The following is a 20453-nucleotide window of genomic DNA, read 5'->3' as shown; positions in this document are numbered from 1 at the left end:
TCACCGAGGACCGCTTCTTCGTGCTGGGCCCCAAGGGCGCGCTGCGCCTGCCCAATGCGCTGATGCCGCCGCTCATGAACAATCACGGCAACTATGCCGTCTCCCTCGGCAATGTCTGCCGCTGGCTAGCCCAACAGGCGGAAGCCCTGGGCGTCGAGATCTATCCGGGCTTTGCCTGTTCCGAGGTGCTCTACCGTGAGGACGGGTCCGTGCGCGGCGTGGTCGCCGGCGTCATGGGCATCGGCAAGGACGGGGTGCCCAAGTCCGATTTCCAGCCGGGCATGGAGCTCATCGGCAAATATGTCTTCATCGCCGAAGGCGTGCGTGGCTCGCTGGCGAAGGAGATCATCGCCAAGTTCGAGCTGTCGAAGGACCGTGAGCCGCAGAAGTTCGGCATCGGCATGAAGGAGCTGTGGGAGGTCCGCCCCGAGAACCACCGCCAGGGCCAAGTCACCCACACCATGGGCTGGCCGCTCGGCGCCAGGACCGGCGGCGGCAGCTTCATGTACCATCTCGAGGACAATCTCGTGTCCATCGGCCTCGTGGTGCACCTGAACTACGACAACCCCCATCTCTACCCCTACATGGAGTTCCAGCGCTTCAAGCACCATCCGCTGATCGAGCCGGTGCTGCGGGGCGGGCGCCGCGTGGCCTATGGCGCGCGCGCCATCACCGAGGGCGGGTTCCAGTCGGTGCCGAAGCTCAGCTTCCCCGGCGGCGCGCTGATCGGCTGCTCGGCAGGCTTCGTCAACGTGCCCCGCATCAAGGGCTCCCACAATGCGATGAAGACCGGCATGCTGGCGGCTGAGGCTGCCGCCAAGGCCATCGCCGCGGGCCGGGCCGGAGACGAGCTCGGCGACTATGAAACGGCCTATGAAGGCTCGTGGGTCTACCAGGACCTGAAGCGGGTCCGGAACGTCAAGCCCATGTGGTCGCGGCTCGGCCTCGTCGGCGGCCTGGCGCTGGGTGGCCTCGACATGTGGCTGAACCAGATCTTCGGCTTCGGGCTCGGCACCTGGAAGCACGGCAAGCCCGACCATGCGACGCTGAAGCCCGCCGCCGAATCGAAGCCCATCACCTACCCCAAGCCGGACGGCGTCATCTCCTTCGACCGGCTCACCAACATCGCCTTCTCCGGCACCAACCATGAGGAGGACCAGAAGGTCCACCTGCAGCTGAAGAACCCGGAGATCCCCATCGGCCAGAACTTGCCCGTCTATGCCGAGCCCGCCCAGCGCTATTGCCCGGCCGGCGTCTATGAGGTGGTCATGGAGGAGGGCAAGGTGCCGCGCTTCCAGATCAATCACCAGAACTGCGTGCACTGCAAGACCTGCGACATCAAGGACCCGTCGCAGAACATCAACTGGGTGGTGCCGCAGGGGGGGGAAGGCCCGAACTACCCCAATATGTGAGGGGCTTCGGGCGCGGCCCTTGCATGCTTGCGGCCCTTGCATGCTTGCGGCCATCCCAAAAACACCGCATTTTGGCTGGAAGACTCGAAACTCGGTTCCAGGGCGCCACAAGGCCGCCCGCTGCTCGAAATGGATGATGATGACGGGTTACCTTCTCCGTGCGGTTTTCTCCGCTGTGCTTCTTGCGCCCCTCGCAGCCGGTCCGGCCCAGGCCTATTTGAAAACGGATGTTTCCCCTTCGGGCAGCTATCTCGCGGGCCGCTCGGCCGCCAAGCTGAAGGACAATGACGTTGCCTCCCGCTACCTGAACCAGGTTCTGAAATGGGACGAGGGCAACCCGCTCCTGACCGAGAAGATCTTCCTCCTCGAGCTCTCCGAAGGCAACCTCACCAAGGCCGAGGGCTACGCCACCGAGGTGCTGAAGTTTAACAGCCAGCAGCGCATGGCGCGGATCGTGCTGGGGCTGCGTGAGTTCCGTGCCCGCCGCTACGAGGAGGCCCGGAAGAACTTCGCGGAGGCTGCCTATACGCCCGTGGGTGAGCTCACCTCGGCGCTGCTCATCGCCTGGTCATATGCGGGTGAGGGCGAACTCAACCCCGCGATGAAGGCGCTGGACCGGCTGGACAGCAACGAGAGCTTCGGCACTTTCAAGGCCTTCCACGCCGCCCTGATCGCCGATTACCTCGGCAATTCCATCCGGGCCGAGGCCTCCTATCGCAAGGCCTATGAAGAGGCGGGCATGTCGCTGCGCGTCGCCCAGGCCTATGGCAATTTCCTCTGGCGCAACGGCCGCCCCGCCGAGGCGCAGAAGGTCTACCGCGCCTTCCTCGCCAATGACGAGAACCCGCTGATCCTCGCCGCGCTGGAGGCCAGCCTGAAGAACGGGAAACCGCAGGCCTTCATCTCGTCCCCAGGGGCTGGAGCCGCCGAAGCGCTGTTCTCGCTCGCCACCTCGATGACGGATGAGCAGAGCATCGATGTTGCCCTGCTCTATACCCGCCTGGCGCTGGGCCTTGACGCTGACAAGCCGGTGCTGTTCACGCTGCTGGGCGACACCTATGAGGACATGCGGCGCTTCGACAAGGCGATTGAGGCCTATTCCGAGGTGCCGGAGGGCTCCGCCCTGCGCTCCAACGCCGACATGGAAATCGCCGTCAGCCTGCAGCGCCTCGATCGCAAGGATGAGGCGCTCGACGGGTTGAAGCAGCTCGTCGCCCGCGAGCCGGACAATTACGAAGCCATCGTCACCCTCGGCAACATCTATCGCAGCAACGAGGACCATGCCGCCGCCGCCAAGGCCTATGATGATGCGATCGCGCTCATCACCGAACATGTTCCCGGCCACTGGCGCGTCTATTATTATGACGGCATCGCCCATGAGCGGCTGAAGCAGTGGGACATCGCCGAGCAGCGCTTCCGCCGCGCGCTCGAACTCTCCCCCGATGAGCCGAGCGTTCTCAACTACCTCGGCTATTCGATGATCGAGAAGCGGATCAACCTTGCTGAGGCAACCGACATGGTGCGGAGGGCGGTCGAGCTGAAGCCCAATGACGGCTACATCATCGACAGCCTGGGCTGGGCCTATTACCAGCTGGGCGACTTCGAGCAGGCCGTCATCCATATCGAGCGCGCGGTGGAACTTCTGCCCGCCGATCCCATCATCGCCGAGCACCTGGGCGATGCCTACTGGCGCGTGGGCCGCAAGCTGGAGGCCCGCTTCCAGTGGCAGCACGCGCGCGACAACAAGCCGGAGCCCGAGGACCTGAAGCGCATCGAGGACAAGATCAAGAATGGCATGCCGGAGGAAACCCCGGTGACGCCCGCACAGAATGCGCCAGCCCCGTCCAACGGCTGAGGCGGGCTTCGCGCCCTTCGCCCTCTTCGCGCCTGCAAAGGTGAACCTCGCACTGCATGTGCTGGGCCGCCGCGCCGACGGCTATCATGACCTTGATTCGATCGTGGCCTTCGCGGATGTCGGCGACAGTCTCACCTTCACACCGGCGGAGAGCTTCACCGTCACCGCGAGCGGCCCCTTCGCCGCGACCCTGCCACCCGCCGCTGACAACATCATCGCCCGCGCTTACACGGCCGTAGCAGAAATCGCAGCGAAGCGGGGCAGGGTGCTGCCGCCCGTGGCCGTGCATCTTGAAAAGAACCTGCCCGTGGCCTCCGGCATCGGCGGCGGCTCGGCGAATGCGGCAGCGGCCCTCAAGGGCTTCCTCAGCCTCGCCGGCCTCGCGGAGATCGATGCAGAGGTGATGGCCGCCGGATTACGCATCGGCGCCGACGTGCCGGTCTGCCTGACCGGCAAGCCCTGCCGCATGCAGGGCGTAGGCGAGCGCATCACCCCGGTTGCGGGCTTCACGCCGCGCTCTGCCATTCTCGTCAATCCGCTGGTCGAGGTGTCCACGCCCGCCGTGTTCGGCCGCCTCGGGCTTGAAAAGGGTCAGACCTACCGTTCGGCCATCGCCGATGCGGCCGACCCTTACGCCTGGCGCAACGACCTTGCAGCGCCCGCTATCGCGCTTGCGCCGGTGATCGGCGAGGTGCTGGACCGGCTCGCATCCACGCCGGGCGTGTCGCTGGCGTTCATGTCCGGCTCTGGCGCCACCTGCGCCGCGCTGTGCGGGCCGGAGACGCCAGTCCCCGATCTCAATCCGTCCTGGTGGGTGGTGAAGACCGTGCTTGGTGCTGGCTCTCAGTAAGCCCGCGACACGCAGAAATCGACCGCTTCGAGCAGCGCGTCCTTCAGCCCTGAGTCGGGGAAGATCGCCAGCGCGTCACGCGCGATGTCGCCATAGTGGTTGGCACGCTCGATCGTGTCGCTCAAGGCGCCGTGGCGGTCCATCAGCTTGCGCGCATAGCTGAAGTCGTCCGGCGTCTGGTTGCCGTCCTCCAGCGTGCGCTTCCAGAAGCTGCGTTCCTCCGCAGCGCCGCGCCGGTAGGAGAGCACGACGGGCAGCGTGATCTTGCGCTCGCGGAAATCGTCGCCCACGCCCTTGCCGAGCTTCTCGGTCGAGCCCGAATAGTCCAGCGCGTCGTCGATGAGTTGGAAGGCGATGCCGAGGTTGCGGCCATAGGATTCGAGGGCCGCCTGCTCGCTGTGCGGCCGGTTCGCCACCACCGCACCCACTTCCGCCGCGGCTGAGAACAGCGCCGCCGTCTTGGCGACGATGACCTGCATGTAGGCGTCTTCGGTGGTGGAGGTATCCTGCGACACGGAGAGTTGCAGCACCTCGCCCTCGGCGATGACGCAGGCGGCGTTGGAGAGGATCCGCAGCGCCTCGAGCGAGCCCGTCTCGACCATCATCTTGAAGGCCTGGCCCAGCAGGTAGTCGCCGACCAGCACGCTGGCCTGGTTGCCCCAGATCACGCGGGCGGCCTGTTTGCCGCGGCGCAGGTCGCTCTCGTCCACCACGTCGTCATGGAGCAGCGTGGCGGTGTGCATGAATTCGACGGCGGTGGCGAGCTTCAGGTGGTGCTCGCCCGCATAGCCGCACATGCGTGCCGCGGCGAGGGTAAGCATGGGGCGGATGCGCTTGCCGCCGGAGTTGATGAGGTGGCTGGCGATCTCGGGGATCAGCTCCACATGGCTCCTGGCATGCGACAGGATCGCTTCGTTGACGCGCTCCATGTCGGCGGTGGTGAGTTTCACCAGCGGCTCGATGCTCGACCGCTTCTTGTTGCCCGCCCCGTCAAGCGGAATCACGACTCCCATGGAGACTACCTTCACAAATTCTTCTTCTCGCCGTTAAAGCACAGCTGTCAGGTGAGGCCAATATCCGCTTTGTGCCGGGGGCATGCGCCAAATCGCCTGTGGGGTGCTTGTGCCGGGCGGCAGTTGCCGCCAAGCTGGCCGCCATGGAAGAGCTCCTGCGCAGCAATGATCCTGTCTACCTGTCCTTCGTGCGCCATGTGCTGGATGAAGCGGGCATCGATCACCTCTTGCTCGATGAGCACATGAGCGTGCTCGAGGGCTCGATCGGCATCCTGCCGCGGCGGATCCTCGTGGCGGCGGAAGATCTTCCGCGGGCCAGGCAGGAGCTTGGTAACGCTACGCTAACCCAGCCGTCGTAAAGTGCGAATCATGCAATCGGACGTAACGGCAAGCTCACACACGCCTCACCCCGCCGGCCATGTGCCGGCCTCGCTCACCGAGGACGGCTTCCTCGGCGGCCGCCTCAAGCTGCTGCAGCCCGAAAAGGGCTTCCGCGCCGGCATCGATTCGGTATTTCTCGCGGCGGCGGTGCCCTGTGCGGGCAGCGAATCGGTGTTCGAGGCGGGAATCGGCACCGGGGTGGCCGCGCTTTGCCTTCTCGCCCGCTGCCCGGCCTTGCACTTGACAGGCATCGAACTGGGCGAGCGCTATGCCCTTCTGTGTGAGCAGAATGCGCGGCGCAGCGGCTTCGAGGCCGGTGTCAAGGTGATCCGGGCCGACCTCAGGGATGCGCTCCGCAAGGATGCCATTGCCATGCCCGTGCCGGGCTCCTTCGCCCATGCCATGGCCAACCCGCCCTACCATGAGGACTGCCGCTCGACGCCCTCGCCCAATCCCCTCAAGGCGCAGGCCCATGCCTTCGGCCCGGCCGACCTCGAACTCTGGGTCAAGGTGCTGCATGCCATGGTGGCACCGCGCGGCACCGTCACCATCATCCATAAGGCGGAGATGCTGAGCCGGTTGCTGCGGGAAATGGAAGACCGCTTCGGCGACATCCGGGTGGCGCCGCTCCATCCGCGCCAGGGTGCTGCCGCAAACCGCGTCATCGTCCAGGGCGTCAAGGGCTCGCGGGCGCCGATGCAACTGCTCCACGGCCTCGTGTTGCATGACCAGTCCGGCCGCTTCACGCCGGAGGCGGAGGCCGTGCTGCGCGACGGGGCGGCCTGGCAACTGCGCTGAAGGTCCCGCCTGCCGCTCACTTGCGGTTGCTGCCCGGCATACCTATGTCTTGAAGATGGGCATTCGATCCGTTTTGGAGAGGTTCGTTCCGCCGCGGTTCCGCAAGTCGGTCCCGGTGGTCAATCACGTGCTGCTGCATGGCGCCATCGGCATCGGCGGCCCGATGCGCCCGGCTCTCACCTTCAAGTCCATTAATCCGCTGCTGGAGCGGGCCTTCCGGCCCAAGGGCCTCGCCGCCGTGGCGATCAGCATCAATTCGCCGGGCGGCTCGCCTGTGCAATCAGCCCTGATCCATGCCCGCATCCGTGAGCTTGCGGCCGAAAAGGATCTGCCCGTTCTGGTGTTCTGCGAGGACGTGGCGGCCTCCGGTGGCTACTGGCTGGCCTGCGCGGGCGACGAGATCTACGCTGATGACAGCTCGGTCATCGGCTCGATCGGCGTCATTTCGGCGGGGTTCGGCTTTGTTGATGCCATCGCCAAGCTCGGCGTTGAGCGCCGGGTGCATGCTGCTGGCGACTCGAAATCCATGCTCGATCCGTTCCAGCCGGAAAAGCCGGAGGATGTGGCCCATCTCAAGGGCCTGCAGGCCGATGTGCACCAGTCCTTCAAGGACCTTGTGCGCAAGCGCCGGGGCCGCAAGCTGTCGGGGGCGGATTCGGAGCTGTTCTCCGGCGCCTTCTGGTCTGGCCGGCAAGCGCTGTCGCGGGGGCTCATCGACGGGATCGGCCACCTGCACCCGGTGCTGAAACTGCGCTTCGGCGAGAAGGTGGTCATCCGGAACATCCAGCAGGCCCAGGGCTGGGGCATCCGCCGGCTCGGTTTTGGCGTACAAGATGTTGATATTGCAGGTTCTGCAATCGAGGCGCTGGAAACGCGTGCATTGTGGTCGCGTTTCGGCTTATGATGAACTGGTACGGTCATTGGAGGATCCGATGGTTGCTTTGAAGGCTCTCTTCCTCGTCGTCGCGGGGTTCCTGTCGCTACTGGCGGTCGGCTTCATGGCGCGTGAGATGCAAGCGGTGAAGGTGAAAGCCCGGGCCCAGCAGCCGCAACGGCAGCAGGCGCGCCGTCTTCGGCAGGATCCGCGCACCGGGATCTACTATCCCGAGGCCTGAAACCCCGGTTTTCCTTGACGCTCTGAACCCTGCCGCATAGGGTCCGCCCCGTTTTCCGAGGCGGACACATGGCGTTGAACCCGACCAAATCCTTCCAGGACCTGATCCTCACGCTCCACCAATACTGGGGTGAGAAGGGCTGCGTCATCCTGCAGCCCTATGACATGGAAGTAGGCGCCGGCACCTTCCACCCCGCCACCACCCTGCGTTCGGTGGGCCCTCGCCCCTGGGCTGCAGCTTACGTCCAGCCCTCGCGCCGCCCCAAGGACGGGCGCTATGGCGAGAACCCCAACCGGCTGCAGCACTATTATCAGTACCAGGTCATCATCAAGCCATCGCCGCCGGACCTGCAGGAGCTTTACCTGGGCTCGCTCGAGGCGATCGGTATCGACCGCTCGCTCCATGACATCCGCTTCGTGGAGGACGATTGGGAAAGCCCCACGCTGGGCGCCTGGGGGCTGGGCTGGGAGGTCTGGTGCGACGGCATGGAAGTCTCGCAGTTCACTTACTTTCAGCAGGTCGGAGGCCTCGACTGCGCGCCGGTCTCGGGCGAGCTCACCTACGGCCTCGAGCGCCTCGCGATGTATGTGCAGGGCGTCGACAATGTCTATGATCTGAATTTCAACGGCCAGGACGGCGCCAGGCGCATCTCCTATGGCGAGGTTTTCCTGCAGGCCGAGCAGGAGTTCTCCCGCTTCAACTTCGAGCACGCCAACACGGAGGCGCTGCACCAGCACTTCATCGATGCGGAGACCGAGTGCAAGGCGCTGCTGGCCGCGGGCGAAACCGAAGGCCGCCACCTTCTGGCCCTTCCCGCCTATGACCAGTGCATCAAGGCCTCCCACACCTTCAACCTGCTCGATGCGCGCGGCGTCATCTCGGTGACGGAGCGCCAGGCCTATATCCTGCGCGTGCGCGAACTCGCCAAGGGCTGCTGCGAAGCCTGGAGCAAGACGGCAGGCGGCGGGGCCGCCTGAACCGCAGCGAGCCTTTCTCCGTAATTCCAATCATCGTTTTTTGAGGAGCATCCCCACATGTCCGGTCCCGTCGTCGCACAGAAGTCGCCCATCCCCGTCGAGGTTGAGGCCGGCAAGGATTATTGGTGGTGCTCCTGCGGCCAGTCCAAGCGCCAGCCCTTCTGCGACGGTTCCCACAAGGGCACCAGCTTCACGCCGGTGAAGTGGACGGCGGAGGCCACGGGCCGCAAGTTCTTCTGCGGCTGCAAGGCCACCAAGGGCCAGCCCCTCTGCGACGGCTCGCACAACACGCTCTGACCCGCCGCTCCTATACTTATTCCTCTCCCCCACGCATGTGGGGGAGAGGAATGCCATCCCCCAAGAGGTGACAAGCCAGACCGGGGCTGCTAATCGCGGGCTCCGTCCGGAGTGCCCCGATGCCTGAATTGCTGATCGAACTGTTTTCCGAGGAAATCCCCGCCCGCATGCAGCAGAAGGCGGCGGATGACCTGCGCCAGTTGGTGACCAATGCGCTGGTCGGGCAAGGCCTCACCTATGAGGGCGCCCAGGCCCACGGCGGGGCGCGCCGCCTCGTGCTCTCGGTCGAAGGCCTCGACGCCAAGGCGGCGGATGTGAACGAGGAGCGCAAAGGCCCCCGCACCGACGCTCCCCAGCCCGCCATCGACGGCTTTCTGAAATCCACGGGCTTAAGCCTCGAACAGCTTAAGGTTCAGGACGACAAGAAGGGCCAGTTCTATCTCGCCGTGATGCGCAAGCCCGGCCGTGCGGCCACCGAGATCATCGCGGAGATCCTGCCCGACACGATCCGCAAATTCCCCTGGCCCAAGTCCATGCGCTGGGGCTCCGGCACGCTTCGCTGGGTGCGCCCGCTTCATTCCATCATCTGCACCTTTGACGGTGAGATTGTGCCCTTCGAGATCGAGGGCATCCGCAGCGGCAACACCACGCGCGGCCACCGCTTCATGGGCTCGCAGCACATCGAGGTCCGCCGCTTCGAGGATTATGCGCTGAAGCTGTCACGCGAATTCGTCATCGTCGATGCCAATGCGCGTGCCGAAACGATCCGCACCGAAGCCCGCAACTTGAGCTTTGCGCAGGGCCTCGAGCTCATCGAGGATGAAGGTCTGCTCAAGGAAACCGCCGGCCTTGTCGAATGGCCCGTGGTGCTGATGGGCAGTTTCGATGAGAGCTTCCTCAACGTTCCGCCGGAGGTGATCGCCACCTCGATCAAGACCCACCAGAAATGCTTCGCGCTGAGGAACGCCGTGACGGGCCGTCTTGCCAACCGCTATCTGCTGGTGTCGAACCTCGTCGCCAAGGATGGCGGCCACACCATCATCGCCGGCAACAACAAGGTCATCGCCGCCAGGCTTTCGGACGCCAAGTTCTTCTGGGACCAGGACCGCAAGGTGAAACTTGCAGATTGGGCGAAGAAGCTCGACGCCATCACCTTCCACGCCAAGCTCGGCAGCCAGGGCGAGCGCGTCACGCGCATCGAAACGCTTTCGGCCGAAATCGCCAAGACCATCGGCGCTGACATCGAGAAAGCCCGCCAAGCCGCGCGCCTCGCCAAGGCCGATCTCGTCACCGGCATGGTCGGCGAATTCCCCGAGCTGCAGGGCCTCATGGGCCGCTACTACGCGCTCGACCAGGGTTTCGACGCAGAGGTGGCCGATGCGATCCGCGATCACTACAAGCCCGTGGGCCCGAGCGACACGATCCCCGTGTCACGCATCGGCCAGGCCGTGGCGTTGGCCGACAAGCTCGACACGCTGGTGGGTTTCTGGTCCATCGACGAAAAGCCCACGGGATCGAAGGATCCCTATGCGCTTCGCCGCGCGGCGCTGGGCGTCATCCGCATCATTCTCGACAAGGGCCTGCGCCTGCCGCTCGCCTTCTGCGGAGAGGACCTGCTCGCCTTCTTCGCCGACCGACTCAAGGTCTATCTCAAGGAGCAGGGCCGCCGCCACGACCTGATCGATGCCGTCTTCGCGCTCGGCAACCAGGATGATCTCGTGATGATCGTGAAGCGCGTCGAGGCGCTGTCCAGCTTCCTCGAGACGGATGACGGCAGGAATTTGCTCGCCGGTGTCAAGCGCGCCGCCAATATCCTCCGCATCGAGGAGAAGAAGGACGGCGTCACCCATGACGGCGAGGTGCACATCTCCCAGCTCATCAAGGACGAGGAGAAGGCGCTGCACTCCGCCATCACCCAGGCCGTGGACCAGGCCCGGCGCGCCGTGGAGCAGGAAGATTTCGAAGGCGCCATGAGCGCCATCGCCAAGCTCCGCGCCCCCGTCGATGCCTTCTTCGAACAGGTGACGGTGAACGACAAGGACGCCACCCTCCGCGAAAACCGCCTGCGCCTGCTGAACCGCATCCGCCAGGCCACGGCGGAAGTGGCCGACTTCTCGAAGATCGAAGGCTAACTCCCCTTCTCCCGTTGCAAAGCAATGGGAGAAGGTCCCCGAAGGGGGGATGAGGGCCTGTGTCCGCGAGCCCTGCCGCTGGAAAGAGACCCTCATCCGGCCTGCCGGCCACCTTCTCCCATCGCATCGCGACGGGAGAAGGGACTCGTGGTGAGGTTTCCCTTCTCCCGTTGCAAAGCAATGGGAGAAGGTCCCCGAAGGGGGGATGAGGGCCCGTGTCCGCGAGTCCTGCCGTTGGAAAGAGGCCCTCATCCGGCCTTTGGCCACCTTCTCCCATCGCGTTGCGACGGGAGAAGGGACTCGTGGTGAGTTTTCCCTTCTCCCGTTGCAAAGCAATGGGAGAAGGTCCCCGAAGGGGGGATGAGGGCCTGTATCCGCGAGTCTTGCCGCTGGAAAGAGGCCCTCATCCGGCCTTCGGCCACCTTCTCCCACGCTGCCGCGCGGGAGAAGGGGATCATCCTCTTATGGTTTTCCCTTCTCCCGCACGAGTTACGGCAAGTATGAGGTGGTGAAAGATGACCCGCTGACGCTTGCGGTGTTGCCGCTCCCATGCGCCAGCCGCACCGCACCTCTCCGCCAGCCTGCTTTGACCGCGGCACAGCCAGCGGCTAGGGAATATCCATGAATCCTGCCGCCACCACCTTCACGCCCGACAGCCGCTATGCCTGGATCCGCCTCGTGATCTCGCTGGTGCTCGCCGTGGTGGGGGGCATCGGGCTGTGGCTCTCAGTCGTCGTGCTGCCGACGATCCAGGCCGAGTTCGGGGTTGACCGCGCCGGCGCGTCCCTTCCCTATACCGCCACCTTCATCGGCTTCGCTGCCGGTGGCTTCATCATGGGCCGCGTGGCGGACCGCTTCGGCATCATCGTGCCGGTGTCGATTGCCGCGGTGTCGCTCTGTGCCGGCTTCTTTCTCGCGGCCATGTCGCAGAGCTATTGGCAGTTCGTGGTGGTGCAGGCGGTGCTGATCGGCTGCTTCGGCAGTGCCGCCACCTTCGGGCCCCTGGTGGCGGACACCTCGCAATGGTTCCTCAAGCGCCGCGGCATCGCGGTGGCCATCGTGGCGAGTGGCAACTACATCGCCGGAACACTCTGGCCGCCCGCCATGCAGGCCGCGATCCAGCACTATGGCTGGCGCACCACCTATATGGCGATCGGCATCATCTGCGTGGTGGTCATGCTGCCGCTGGCACAGTTCCTGAGACGGCGCCCGCATTTTGATGACACGGCAAGCCCGGCCAGCCGCGCGTCGGGCCAGAAGAGCGGCCTGCTGCCGAAGCATCCGCTGCTGTTCCCAGCGCTTGTTCTGGCGGGGCTGTCCTGCTGTGTCGCCATGTCCATGCCGCAGGTCCATATCGTGGCCTATTGCGCGGACTTAGGCTACGGCCCGGCGCGAGGCGCCGAGATGCTCTCCATCATGCTGGGCTTCGGCGTGGTGAGCAGGCTCGCCTCGGGCCTCATCGCCGACAAGATCGGCGGCCTCGCGACATTGATTGCGGGGTCTTTCCTGCAGATGCTGGCACTCTTGTTCTACATTCCCTTCGATGGGCTCACCTCGCTCTACATCGTCTCGGCCGTTTTCGGCCTGAGCCAGGGCGGCATCGTGCCGAGCTATGCGCTCATCATCCGTGACCATTTCCCGGCGCGCGAGGCGGGAAGCCGCATCAGCACCGTGCTCACCGCCACCGTTCTCGGCATGGCGCTGGGCGGCTGGCTTTCAGGCGAGATCTATGACTGGACGGGGTCCTACACGCTGGCCTTCCTCAACGGCGTGGCGTGGAACGTGCTGAACCTGTCGATTGCGCTGTGGATCCTCTTCATCAGAAAGCCGCGCAAGCCGGCCTGATCACGCATGTGCGATATTGCATTGCACGCACCTGTCATCTGTGGTTAATTTTCCATTGGGCCGCCGCCCGCTACCTGTCACGAGACGTCGATCAACGGGAAGAGTGCGTCATGGCGGCTGAATCTCCGAAACATGTCTACAGCTTTGGCGGCGGGTCTGCCGAAGGCCGCGCCGACATGAAGGCATTGCTGGGCGGCAAGGGCGCCAACCTCGCGGAGATGGCCAATCTCGGCCTTCCCGTTCCGCCGGGCTTCACCATCACGGCCGAGGTATGCACCGCCTACAATGCCGCGCGCGGGTCCTATCCGCCAAGCCTCGCGGCGCAGGTGTCGGACGCTTTGGCATCTGTTGAGAAGATCGCGGGCGCCTCCTTCGGCGATGCGCGCAATCCCCTGCTTGTGTCCGTGCGATCGGGCGCGCGCGCCTCGATGCCTGGCATGATGGACACGGTTCTGAACCTGGGCCTCAACGACAAGACGGTCGAGGGCCTGGCCGCCAAGTCGGCCGACCGGCGCTTTGCCTATGACAGCTACCGCCGCTTCATCAGCATGTATTCCGATGTCGTGCTCGGCGTCGACCATGCCGAGTTCGAGGACATCCTTGGCGGCTTCAAGGAGCAGCGCGGCTATGCGCTCGACACCGAGGTCACCGCCGAGGATTGGCTGGGCCTCATCGCGCGCTACAAGGCGCTGGTCGAGGCTGAGACCGGCACGCCCTTCCCGCAGGACCCCCAAGCCCAGCTCTGGGGGGCGATCGGCGCCGTCTTCAACTCCTGGAACGGGGCGCGCGCCATCACCTACCGCAGGCTGAACGGCATTCCCGAGGACTGGGGCACCGCCGTAAACGTGCAGGCCATGGTGTTCGGCAACATGGGTGACAGTTCTGCCACCGGCGTTGCCTTCACCCGCAATCCCGCCACGGGTGCCAAGGAGCTCTATGGCGAATTCCTCGTCAATGCCCAGGGCGAGGATGTTGTGGCCGGCATCCGCACGCCCCAGAACATCACGGAGCGGGCGCGCAAGGAGGCTGGCTCCGAGGCGCCCTCGCTCGAGGCGCTGATGCCCGCCACCTTCGCCGAGCTGCAGCAGCACTTCGATCTGCTGGAGCGGCATTACCGCGACATGCAGGACATGGAGTTCACCATCCAGGCCGGCAAGCTCTGGATGCTGCAGACGCGCACGGGAAAACGCACCGCGAAGGCAGCACTCAGGATCGCCGTCGACATGGCGGAGGAGGGGCTGATCGGCAAGGCGGAGGCGGTGCTGCGCATCAATCCCGCCTCGCTCGACCAGCTGCTGCATCCCACGCTCGACCCCAAGGCGAAGCGCGAGGTGATCGCCACCGGCCTTCCCGCGTCGCCGGGTGCGGCCTCCGGCGAGATCGTGTTCGATGCGGATGAGGCCGAGCGCCTCAAGGCGCTGAACCGCCGCGTCATCCTCGTGCGCATCGAGACGAGCCCGGAGGACATTCACGGCATGCACGCCGCCGAAGGCATCCTGACGACGCGCGGCGGCATGACGTCCCACGCGGCGGTGGTGGCGCGCGGCATGGGCAAGCCCTGCGTCTCGGGCGCGGGCTCGCTCCGCATCGACTATGCGGCAGGCACCATGAGCGTCATGGGCGTCAACCTGAAGAAGGGTGACGTCATCACCATCGACGGCTCGGCAGGGCAGGTGATGAAGGGCGAGGTGGCGACCATCCAGCCGGAGCTTTCGGGCGATTTCGCCATGCTGATGTCCTGGGCTGATGGGTTGCGGCGCATGGGTGTCCGCGCCAATGCCGAAACCCCGCACGATGCGCGCACCGCGCGTGACTTTGGCGCGGAGGGCATCGGCCTCTGCCGCACCGAGCACATGTTCTTCGAGGCGGGCCGCATCCAGGCGGTGCGCGAGATGATCCTCGCCGACAAGCTGGAGGCGCGCCGCGCCGCGCTGGCCAAGCTCTTGCCGATGCAGCGGGAAGACTTCATCGAACTCTTCGAGATCATGGCGGGGCTGCCGGTGACGATCCGTCTCCTCGACCCGCCGCTCCACGAATTCCTGCCCCAGGCCGATCATGAGATCGAGGAGGTGGCCGAGCAGATGAACGCCAATGCCGACCAGCTCCGCGCGCGCGTGGCAGAGCTCAAGGAGTTCAACCCCATGCTGGGCCACCGCGGGGTCAGGCTGCTCATTTCCTATCCGGAGATCGCGGAAATGCAGACGCGCGCCATCTTCGAGGCGGCGACCGAGGTGGCCCGCCGCACCGGCAAGGCCCCGATACCGGAGGTGATGGTGCCGCTCGTCGCCTCGAAGAACGAACTCGACCGTGTGAAGGACCGGGTGGTGGCGGTGGCCGAACAGGTGGCGAAGGAGACGGGGGTTGCCATCGCCTATTCCGTGGGCACCATGATCGAGCTGCCGCGCGCCGCGCTCAGGGCGGCCGAGATAGCGGAGTCGGCGGATTTCTTCTCCTTCGGCACCAATGACCTGACGCAGACCACCTTCGGCATCAGCCGTGACGATGCCGCCCGCTTCATCGGCGAGTACACGGCCAAGGGCGTGTTCAAGTTCGATCCCTTCATCTCGCTCGACATCGAGGGGGTGGGCGAACTGGTGCGGATCGGCACCGAGCGCGGGCGCGGGGTGAAGCCCGGCCTCAAGGCCGGCATTTGTGGCGAACATGGCGGCGATCCCGCCTCCATCGCCTTCTGCGAGAAGATCAAACTTGACTATGTGTCATGTTCGCCCTTCCGGGTGCCCATCGCCAGGCTCGCCGCGGCTCAGGCAAGCCTTTCAAATTCCTGATTTTTTTGAATCGTGGCAAGATGTTAACCAGTTGTTTACCTTGCCGCGTTTTGGCCCGAAAAAGGGCTGCTTCGGGTTGCTGGGATGGTTAACCTATGTTAAACGGGTGCCTTATAGGCTACCGCGTCTTAACAGCGTCGTAAGAATCTACGGCCCACGGTGTGTCGAGGGGAAGTGAAGAAAACAGCGCGCAGAATAGGGCCTGCCAGGTCCGCCCAACGTGAGGATTTTGTTATTCGCGGCAAGCGTGGTGTGCTGTCCGAGTACGGTCCAATGGCCTTCGGTGGCCTGTTCCTCGTCATGGCCTTCGCTTTCGCGGGCCATTACCTTGGGCAGAATGCCGTGGCCCATAATGCCGATCCGGGCGATGTGCTTGAGAGTGTGGCCTCGCCGTCCTCCAACATCCTGGCCAAGGGTTCCCTGATGCCCCAGGCCGCCAGCCTCGACATCGTGAACCGGTCCTCCACCCAGGTCGTCGCCCTTGGCGGCAAGGGCGATTTTGTTGTGAAGGCTCCCAAGGTGGCGGAGGCGGCAGAAAAAGCCGTCCAGATCGTTCCCGCCGCAATCAATCTTGAGGAAGAGTCCGAGGAATCTGAGGAGCGGACGGCGCTGGCGCCTTCGCCCCGTCAGGTCGAGAAGGCCATGAAGCTGAAGCGCAGCGCGGCCAAAGACAAGGACACCAAGAAGGAAATCCATCAGCGGCGCGTCCAGCTGGCTGAGGAAAACTGCCTTGCCCGCGCCATCTATTTCGAGGCGCGCTCCGAGTCGGAGCTTGGGCAGGTGGCTGTGGCCAAGGTGATCCTCAATCGCGTCAAGGATCCCGAATACCCGAAAACCATCTGCGGCGTCGTGTATCAGGGCTCCGGGCGGCGCAATTCCTGCCAGTTCTCCTTCGCCTGTGACGGTCTTCCGGACGACGTGAAGAGTGCCGCATCCTGGTCCCAGGCCAAGCGGCTCGCCAAGAAGGTGATCGCGGGCGATGCCAAGGTCGCGGCGCTCACCACCGCCACCAACTATCATGCCGACTACGTGAAGCCGAAATGGGCCAAGAGCATGAAGCGTCTCGTCAAGATCGGCCGTCACATCTTCTACGAGGATTCGTGACCGTTGCGCATGGCTGCGTTACGAAGGGCGCCAGAAAGGCGCCCTTTTCATTTGACCGGAGTGCGCGCTACGGCTTCAGCACGAAGGGCGTCCCCTCGAAGGCATCCGCCCCGCGGCCGATCCCTTCGATTGCCTTCACCATCCGCCCATTGCGCCCCAGCACCTCGTCGGCCAGCGAAACGATGAGCCGGTTCGGCGTGGCCGACGGCGAGGCGGCGCGCAGTTCCTGCGCGAGGGCCACTTCATCCGCCTGCGGACGAAACATGCAGAGTGCGGTATAGGCCGCCGCCGTCGAGCGGCTGATGCCCGCCCAGCAGTGGATCAGCATCGGGTCGGCCCTGTCCCAGCCCGCGAGAAATCCGATGAGGCGCTCGGCATCCCCTGCCGAGGGCGGGGTGTGCCCGTCCATCGCCTGGATGATGTCATGAAAATAGAGCTTCAGGTGCCGGTCTGCCGCGATCCCCGCTGGCATGTCATGCGGCGTGTTGGGGGCGAGCAGTGTCACAACATGGCGCACGCCATGCTCGTCGATGAGCGGCTGAACCTTGCTCAAGGGGCCTACGATGATCATGGGGCGAGTTTCCTGAATGTCCTGAGATAGAGCGCTGACGCATCGTTCGGCGCAAGCGGTTTCAGCCGGAAGAAGGCGCGTGCAGCCTCACCCTCCAGGCCCTTCGGCCTGCCAAAGAATTTCTCCGCCTCCTCCACCCCGAAGCCCGCGAGCTGCGTGGCCTCGAGATAGGCGGCGACGCGATCGCATTTCTTGATGAAGGCCTCGCGCTTTGGCGGCGTTCCGGCGGCAAGCCCGAAGCGGATGTGGATCGCCGCCAGAAGCTGCCGCTCAAACGCCTTGTAGTCGAGGCCGAGCGCTGCCTTGAAGGGTGAGATCATGTCGCCCACCACATATTCCGGCGCATCGTGGAGAAGTGCGGCAAGCTTCTCCTCCCGCGCCATTTCCGGCGCCAGATGCGCGGCGATCTCCGTCACCAGCACGCAGTGCTGCGCCACCGAAAAGGCATGGTCGCCCCGGGTCTGCCCGTTCCACCGCGCCACCCGCGCCAGCCCATGCGCAATGTCCTCCACCTCGATATCGAGCGGCGACGGATTGAGAAGATCGAGCCTGCGCCCCGACAGCATCCGCTGCCACGCCCGCGGCGGCTCAGGGTTTCGCGGCATGTTTCACCGCTTCATGACGGTGGCAGTCGACGAGGTGGTCGTTGACCAGTCCGCAGGCCTGCATGAAGGCATAGACGATGGTGGGGCCCACGAAGCGGAAGCCGCGTTTTGCCAAGTCCTTTGACATTTTCTCGGCCAGTGGCGTCTTGGCCGGAATCTCGCTCATGCTCTTGAGCGTATTCTGCAGCGGCCTGCCGTCCATGAAATTCCACAGGTAAGCGGAGAAGTCCGGAATGGCGAGATAGGCCTGCGCATTGCTGACGCTGGCCTCGATCTTCAGCCGGTTGCGCACGATTCCTGCGTCCTGCATCAGGGCTGCGCATCTCTTCGGTGTATAGCGCGCCATCTTCTCCGGGTCGAAGCCGTCGAAGGCGGCACGGAAATTGTCGCGCTTCCTCAGGATGGTGATCCAGGAGAGGCCTGCCTGGAAGCCGTCGAGCAGCAGTTTCTCGAACAGGGCGCGCGAGTCATATTCGGGCACGCCCCATTCCGTGTCGTGATAGGCGACATAGAGCGGGTCCGTTCCGCACCAGTTGCAGCGGCAGATGCCGTCGGCGTGGCGGGTGGCGCTCATGCCGCGCCCGGCACGTCATAGCGCGCCCAGGAGGGTTTGCGCACCGTGAGCGCCACGCCATCGGCAAGGAGGGGGCCCTCGGCCTCCGCCAGCCGGTCGAGGCGGATCAGGGCCAATGCGTCGCGTCCCGCGGCGGAAAGAAGTGTTCCCACCTGCTTGCCGCCGCTGCGGATCTCCGTGCCCTTGGGCGGGGCGTCGCCCTCGAGCCTCACCGGCAGGATGCGGCTTCGCGCCGTGCCGCGATGCTCCATGCGGGAGACCACCTCCTGGCCCACATAGCAGCCCTTCTTGAAGTTCACCCCGCCCAGCTGGTCGAGATTGGCCTCATGCGGGAAGAATTCCCCCGAACCCAGGTCCGCCGCGCTGTCGGCGAGGCCCAGCGCAATGCGGGCTGTGTCATAGCCCTGCGCGGGGCGGCCCTCCGGCCCGGCCACCCGCCAGCCGATCGCCTCGCTGCGCGGGTCGCGATAGCCGCCGGGGATTGGCCCAGGCGACACGCTGACGTGCAGGTCATCGCGCGGGGCAACCTCGACCTTGGCCCGCAGCCGGTAAATGGCCAGCCGCTTCGCAAGGTCCGCGCGCTGGCCCGCCGCGCAGTCGATCAGGAAGCCGCCGCCCTGCCGCAGCACCAGCATGTCGAACAGGATCTTGCCCTGGGGGCTCAGAAGGGCGGCAAGTGTCGCCTGGCCCTCGCCCAGATGCTCGACATCCGCCGTCAGCAGATTGTGCAGGAAATGGGCGGCGTCCGCGCCTGTGACAGACAGGACGGCCCGGCCGGGAAGTGTGCCCGCTTCGAATTGAATGTCGTGCATCGCTGTTGCTTCGTCTCCAATCCACATTTACGAAGGCCGGGACACACGTTCAAGGACGGCCCGGGACTTATCATGCCATTCAACGCGGAATTGATCCTGAAGGGCGGCACGCTCGTCAACCATGACGGGACGGGCCGGCGTGACATCGCCGTCACGGCCGGGCGGATCACCGGGATCGGCTCCTTCGGGCACGAACAGGCAGGCGAAGTCATCGACTGCACCGGCCTCCACATCCTGCCGGGTGTGGTGGACAGCCAGGTCCATCTGCGCGAGCCCGGGGCCGAACACAAGGAAGATCTCGAAACCGGCGGCCGCGCCGCGGTGAAGGGCGGGGTGACGGGCGTCTTCGAAATGCCCAACACCAGCCCGCTCACCACCTGTGCTGACACGCTGGCCGGCAAGATCCGCCGTGCCACCAATCGCATGTATTGCGATTTCGCCTTCTACATGGGCGGCACGCGCGAGAACGCGCATATTCTGGGCGAGCTCGAGCTGCTGCCAGGCTGTGCGGGCGTGAAGGTGTTCATGGGGTCCTCCACCGGCTCGCTCCTTGTTGATGACGACAAGGGTGTCGCCCGCATCCTCGCCAACATCCGCCGCCGCGCCGCCTTCCATTCGGAGGACGAGGACCGGCTCAACGCAAGAAAGCACCTGCGCATCGAGGGCGATCCCGCCAGCCACCATGTGTGGCGCGATGCAGAGGCCGCACGGCTCTCGACCGAGCGGCTCATCCGCCTGGCGCGTGAGGCGCACAAACGCATCCATGTGCTGCACATTTCCACGGCTGACGAGTTTCCGTTGCTCGCCGCCGCGCGTGACGTGGCAACCGTCGAGGTTCTCGCCAATCACCTCGTCTTCACCGCAAGCGACTATGCCCGCCTCGGCACCCTGCTCCAGATGAACCCGCCCATCCGTGAGCCGCATCACCGCGCCGCCATCTGGGCCGCCCTCAACTCCGGCCTCGTTGATGTGCTGGGCTCCGACCATGCGCCCCATACGCTGGACGAGAAGGCCAAGCCCTATCCCGCCTCGCCCTCTGGCATGCCGGGCGTGCAGACGCTCGTTCCCGTCATGCTCGACTGCGTGAACCAGGGCCTGCTCTCGCTCGAGCGCTTCGTCGACCTCACCTCCCATGGCCCCAACCGCATCTTCGGGCTTGCCGGCAAGGGCCGCATCGCCGAGGGCTATGACGCCGACTTCACCATCGTCGACATGAAGGCGAAGCGCACCATCACCAATGGCTGGATTGAAAGCCGCTGCAAATGGACGCCCCATGACGGCCGCGAGGTCACCGGCTGGCCCGTTGGCACGATGATCCGCGGCCGC

19 protein-coding genes are annotated in these 20453 nt (G+C 65.1%); 14 read left to right on the top strand and 5 right to left on the bottom strand.

Annotated features, from left to right (window positions below):
- From ACILRA_RS06760 to ACILRA_RS06750, 3 genes are all read left to right on the top strand, one after another.
- Positions 1 to 1412 (top strand): electron transfer flavoprotein-ubiquinone oxidoreductase (locus tag ACILRA_RS06760; RefSeq protein WP_395661336.1); only part of this gene is annotated, 1412 nt, incomplete at its 5' end.
- Positions 1413 to 1452: 40 nt separating this feature from the next.
- Complete coding sequence (locus ACILRA_RS06755) at positions 1453 to 3267, top strand: tetratricopeptide repeat protein (protein ID WP_395661335.1); 1815 nt, start codon at positions 1453 to 1455, stop codon at positions 3265 to 3267.
- On the top strand, positions 3242 to 4117 hold the full coding sequence (locus ACILRA_RS06750; RefSeq protein WP_395661334.1) for a 4-(cytidine 5'-diphospho)-2-C-methyl-D-erythritol kinase: 876 nt from the start codon (positions 3242 to 3244) through the stop codon (positions 4115 to 4117). Before ACILRA_RS06755 ends, ACILRA_RS06750 begins: the two co-directional genes overlap by 26 nt.
- Here ACILRA_RS06750 and ACILRA_RS06745 read toward each other — a convergent pair.
- The gene (locus tag ACILRA_RS06745; RefSeq protein WP_395661333.1) at positions 4111 to 5130 is read right to left on the bottom strand and encodes a polyprenyl synthetase family protein; all 1020 of its coding nucleotides are present in this window, start codon (positions 5128 to 5130) and stop codon (positions 4111 to 4113) included. The two genes, ACILRA_RS06750 and ACILRA_RS06745, sit on opposite strands and share 7 nt — an antisense overlap.
- Before the next feature lie 143 nt (positions 5131 to 5273).
- Between ACILRA_RS06745 and ACILRA_RS06740 the strand changes: the two genes are divergently transcribed.
- From ACILRA_RS06740 to ACILRA_RS06695, 10 genes are all read left to right on the top strand, one after another.
- Complete coding sequence (locus ACILRA_RS06740; protein WP_395661332.1) at positions 5274 to 5489, top strand: DUF2007 domain-containing protein; 216 nt, start codon at positions 5274 to 5276, stop codon at positions 5487 to 5489.
- Between the two features lie 10 nt (positions 5490 to 5499).
- A complete protein-coding gene (locus ACILRA_RS06735; RefSeq protein ID WP_395661331.1) occupies positions 5500 to 6309 on the top strand; it encodes a tRNA1(Val) (adenine(37)-N6)-methyltransferase in 810 nt (269 codons plus the stop codon).
- A 73-nt stretch (positions 6310 to 6382) separates the two neighbouring features.
- Positions 6383 to 7213 (top strand): S49 family peptidase, encoded by an 831-nt coding sequence (locus tag ACILRA_RS06730; protein WP_395661330.1) that lies wholly within the window; start codon positions 6383 to 6385, stop codon positions 7211 to 7213.
- Positions 7214 to 7241: 28 nt separating this feature from the next.
- Positions 7242 to 7424, top strand: coding sequence for a hypothetical protein (locus tag ACILRA_RS06725; protein WP_395661329.1), 183 nt, complete (start codon positions 7242 to 7244; stop codon positions 7422 to 7424).
- A 68-nt stretch (positions 7425 to 7492) separates the two neighbouring features.
- Positions 7493 to 8401, top strand: a complete 909-nt coding sequence (locus ACILRA_RS06720) for a glycine--tRNA ligase subunit alpha (protein ID WP_395661328.1) — start codon at positions 7493 to 7495, stop codon at positions 8399 to 8401.
- Positions 8402 to 8458: 57 nt separating this feature from the next.
- Positions 8459 to 8698, top strand: a complete 240-nt coding sequence (locus ACILRA_RS06715; RefSeq protein WP_395661327.1) for a CDGSH iron-sulfur domain-containing protein — start codon at positions 8459 to 8461, stop codon at positions 8696 to 8698.
- Positions 8699 to 8817: 119 nt separating this feature from the next.
- Positions 8818 to 10830, top strand: a complete 2013-nt coding sequence (glyS, locus tag ACILRA_RS06710; RefSeq protein WP_395661326.1) for a glycine--tRNA ligase subunit beta — start codon at positions 8818 to 8820, stop codon at positions 10828 to 10830.
- 621 nt (positions 10831 to 11451) lie between these two features.
- Positions 11452 to 12675, top strand: coding sequence for an MFS transporter (locus tag ACILRA_RS06705; RefSeq protein ID WP_395661325.1), 1224 nt, complete (start codon positions 11452 to 11454; stop codon positions 12673 to 12675).
- A 110-nt stretch (positions 12676 to 12785) separates the two neighbouring features.
- Positions 12786 to 15461, top strand: a complete 2676-nt coding sequence (gene ppdK, locus ACILRA_RS06700; protein ID WP_395661324.1) for a pyruvate, phosphate dikinase — start codon at positions 12786 to 12788, stop codon at positions 15459 to 15461.
- Between the two features lie 273 nt (positions 15462 to 15734).
- Complete coding sequence (locus ACILRA_RS06695) at positions 15735 to 16565, top strand: cell wall hydrolase (RefSeq protein WP_395661323.1); 831 nt, start codon at positions 15735 to 15737, stop codon at positions 16563 to 16565.
- Positions 16566 to 16632: 67 nt separating this feature from the next.
- Here the strand turns inward: ACILRA_RS06695 and ACILRA_RS06690 are convergent, their stop codons facing one another.
- From ACILRA_RS06690 to ACILRA_RS06675, 4 genes are read right to left on the bottom strand one after another with little or no spacing between them, the layout of a single operon-like run.
- A complete protein-coding gene (locus tag ACILRA_RS06690; protein WP_395661322.1) occupies positions 16633 to 17136 on the bottom strand; it encodes a tyrosine phosphatase family protein in 504 nt (167 codons plus the stop codon).
- On the bottom strand, positions 17133 to 17741 hold the full coding sequence (locus tag ACILRA_RS06685; RefSeq protein WP_395661321.1) for an HD domain-containing protein: 609 nt from the start codon (positions 17739 to 17741) through the stop codon (positions 17133 to 17135). The genes ACILRA_RS06690 and ACILRA_RS06685 overlap by 4 nt, the downstream gene beginning before the upstream one ends.
- Entirely contained in the window at positions 17725 to 18315 is a 591-nt protein-coding gene (locus ACILRA_RS06680; RefSeq protein WP_395661320.1) for a DNA-3-methyladenine glycosylase I, read from the bottom strand. The genes ACILRA_RS06685 and ACILRA_RS06680 overlap by 17 nt, the downstream gene beginning before the upstream one ends.
- Positions 18312 to 19127, bottom strand: a complete 816-nt coding sequence (locus ACILRA_RS06675) for a YgfZ/GcvT domain-containing protein (protein WP_395661319.1) — start codon at positions 19125 to 19127, stop codon at positions 18312 to 18314. Before ACILRA_RS06675 ends, ACILRA_RS06680 begins: the two co-directional genes overlap by 4 nt.
- Positions 19128 to 19199: 72 nt before the next feature.
- Here ACILRA_RS06675 and ACILRA_RS06670 point away from each other — a divergent pair.
- Positions 19200 to 20453: dihydroorotase (locus ACILRA_RS06670; protein ID WP_395661318.1), on the top strand; the 1254-nt coding region annotated here is incomplete at its 3' end.

The organism is Aestuariivirga sp. (assembly GCF_044239095.1).
Lineage (GTDB): Bacteria > Pseudomonadota > Alphaproteobacteria > Rhizobiales > Aestuariivirgaceae > Aestuariivirga.
The sequence above is the reverse complement of the archived record's forward strand: the minus strand, read 5'-3'. Positions and strand labels throughout refer to the sequence as shown.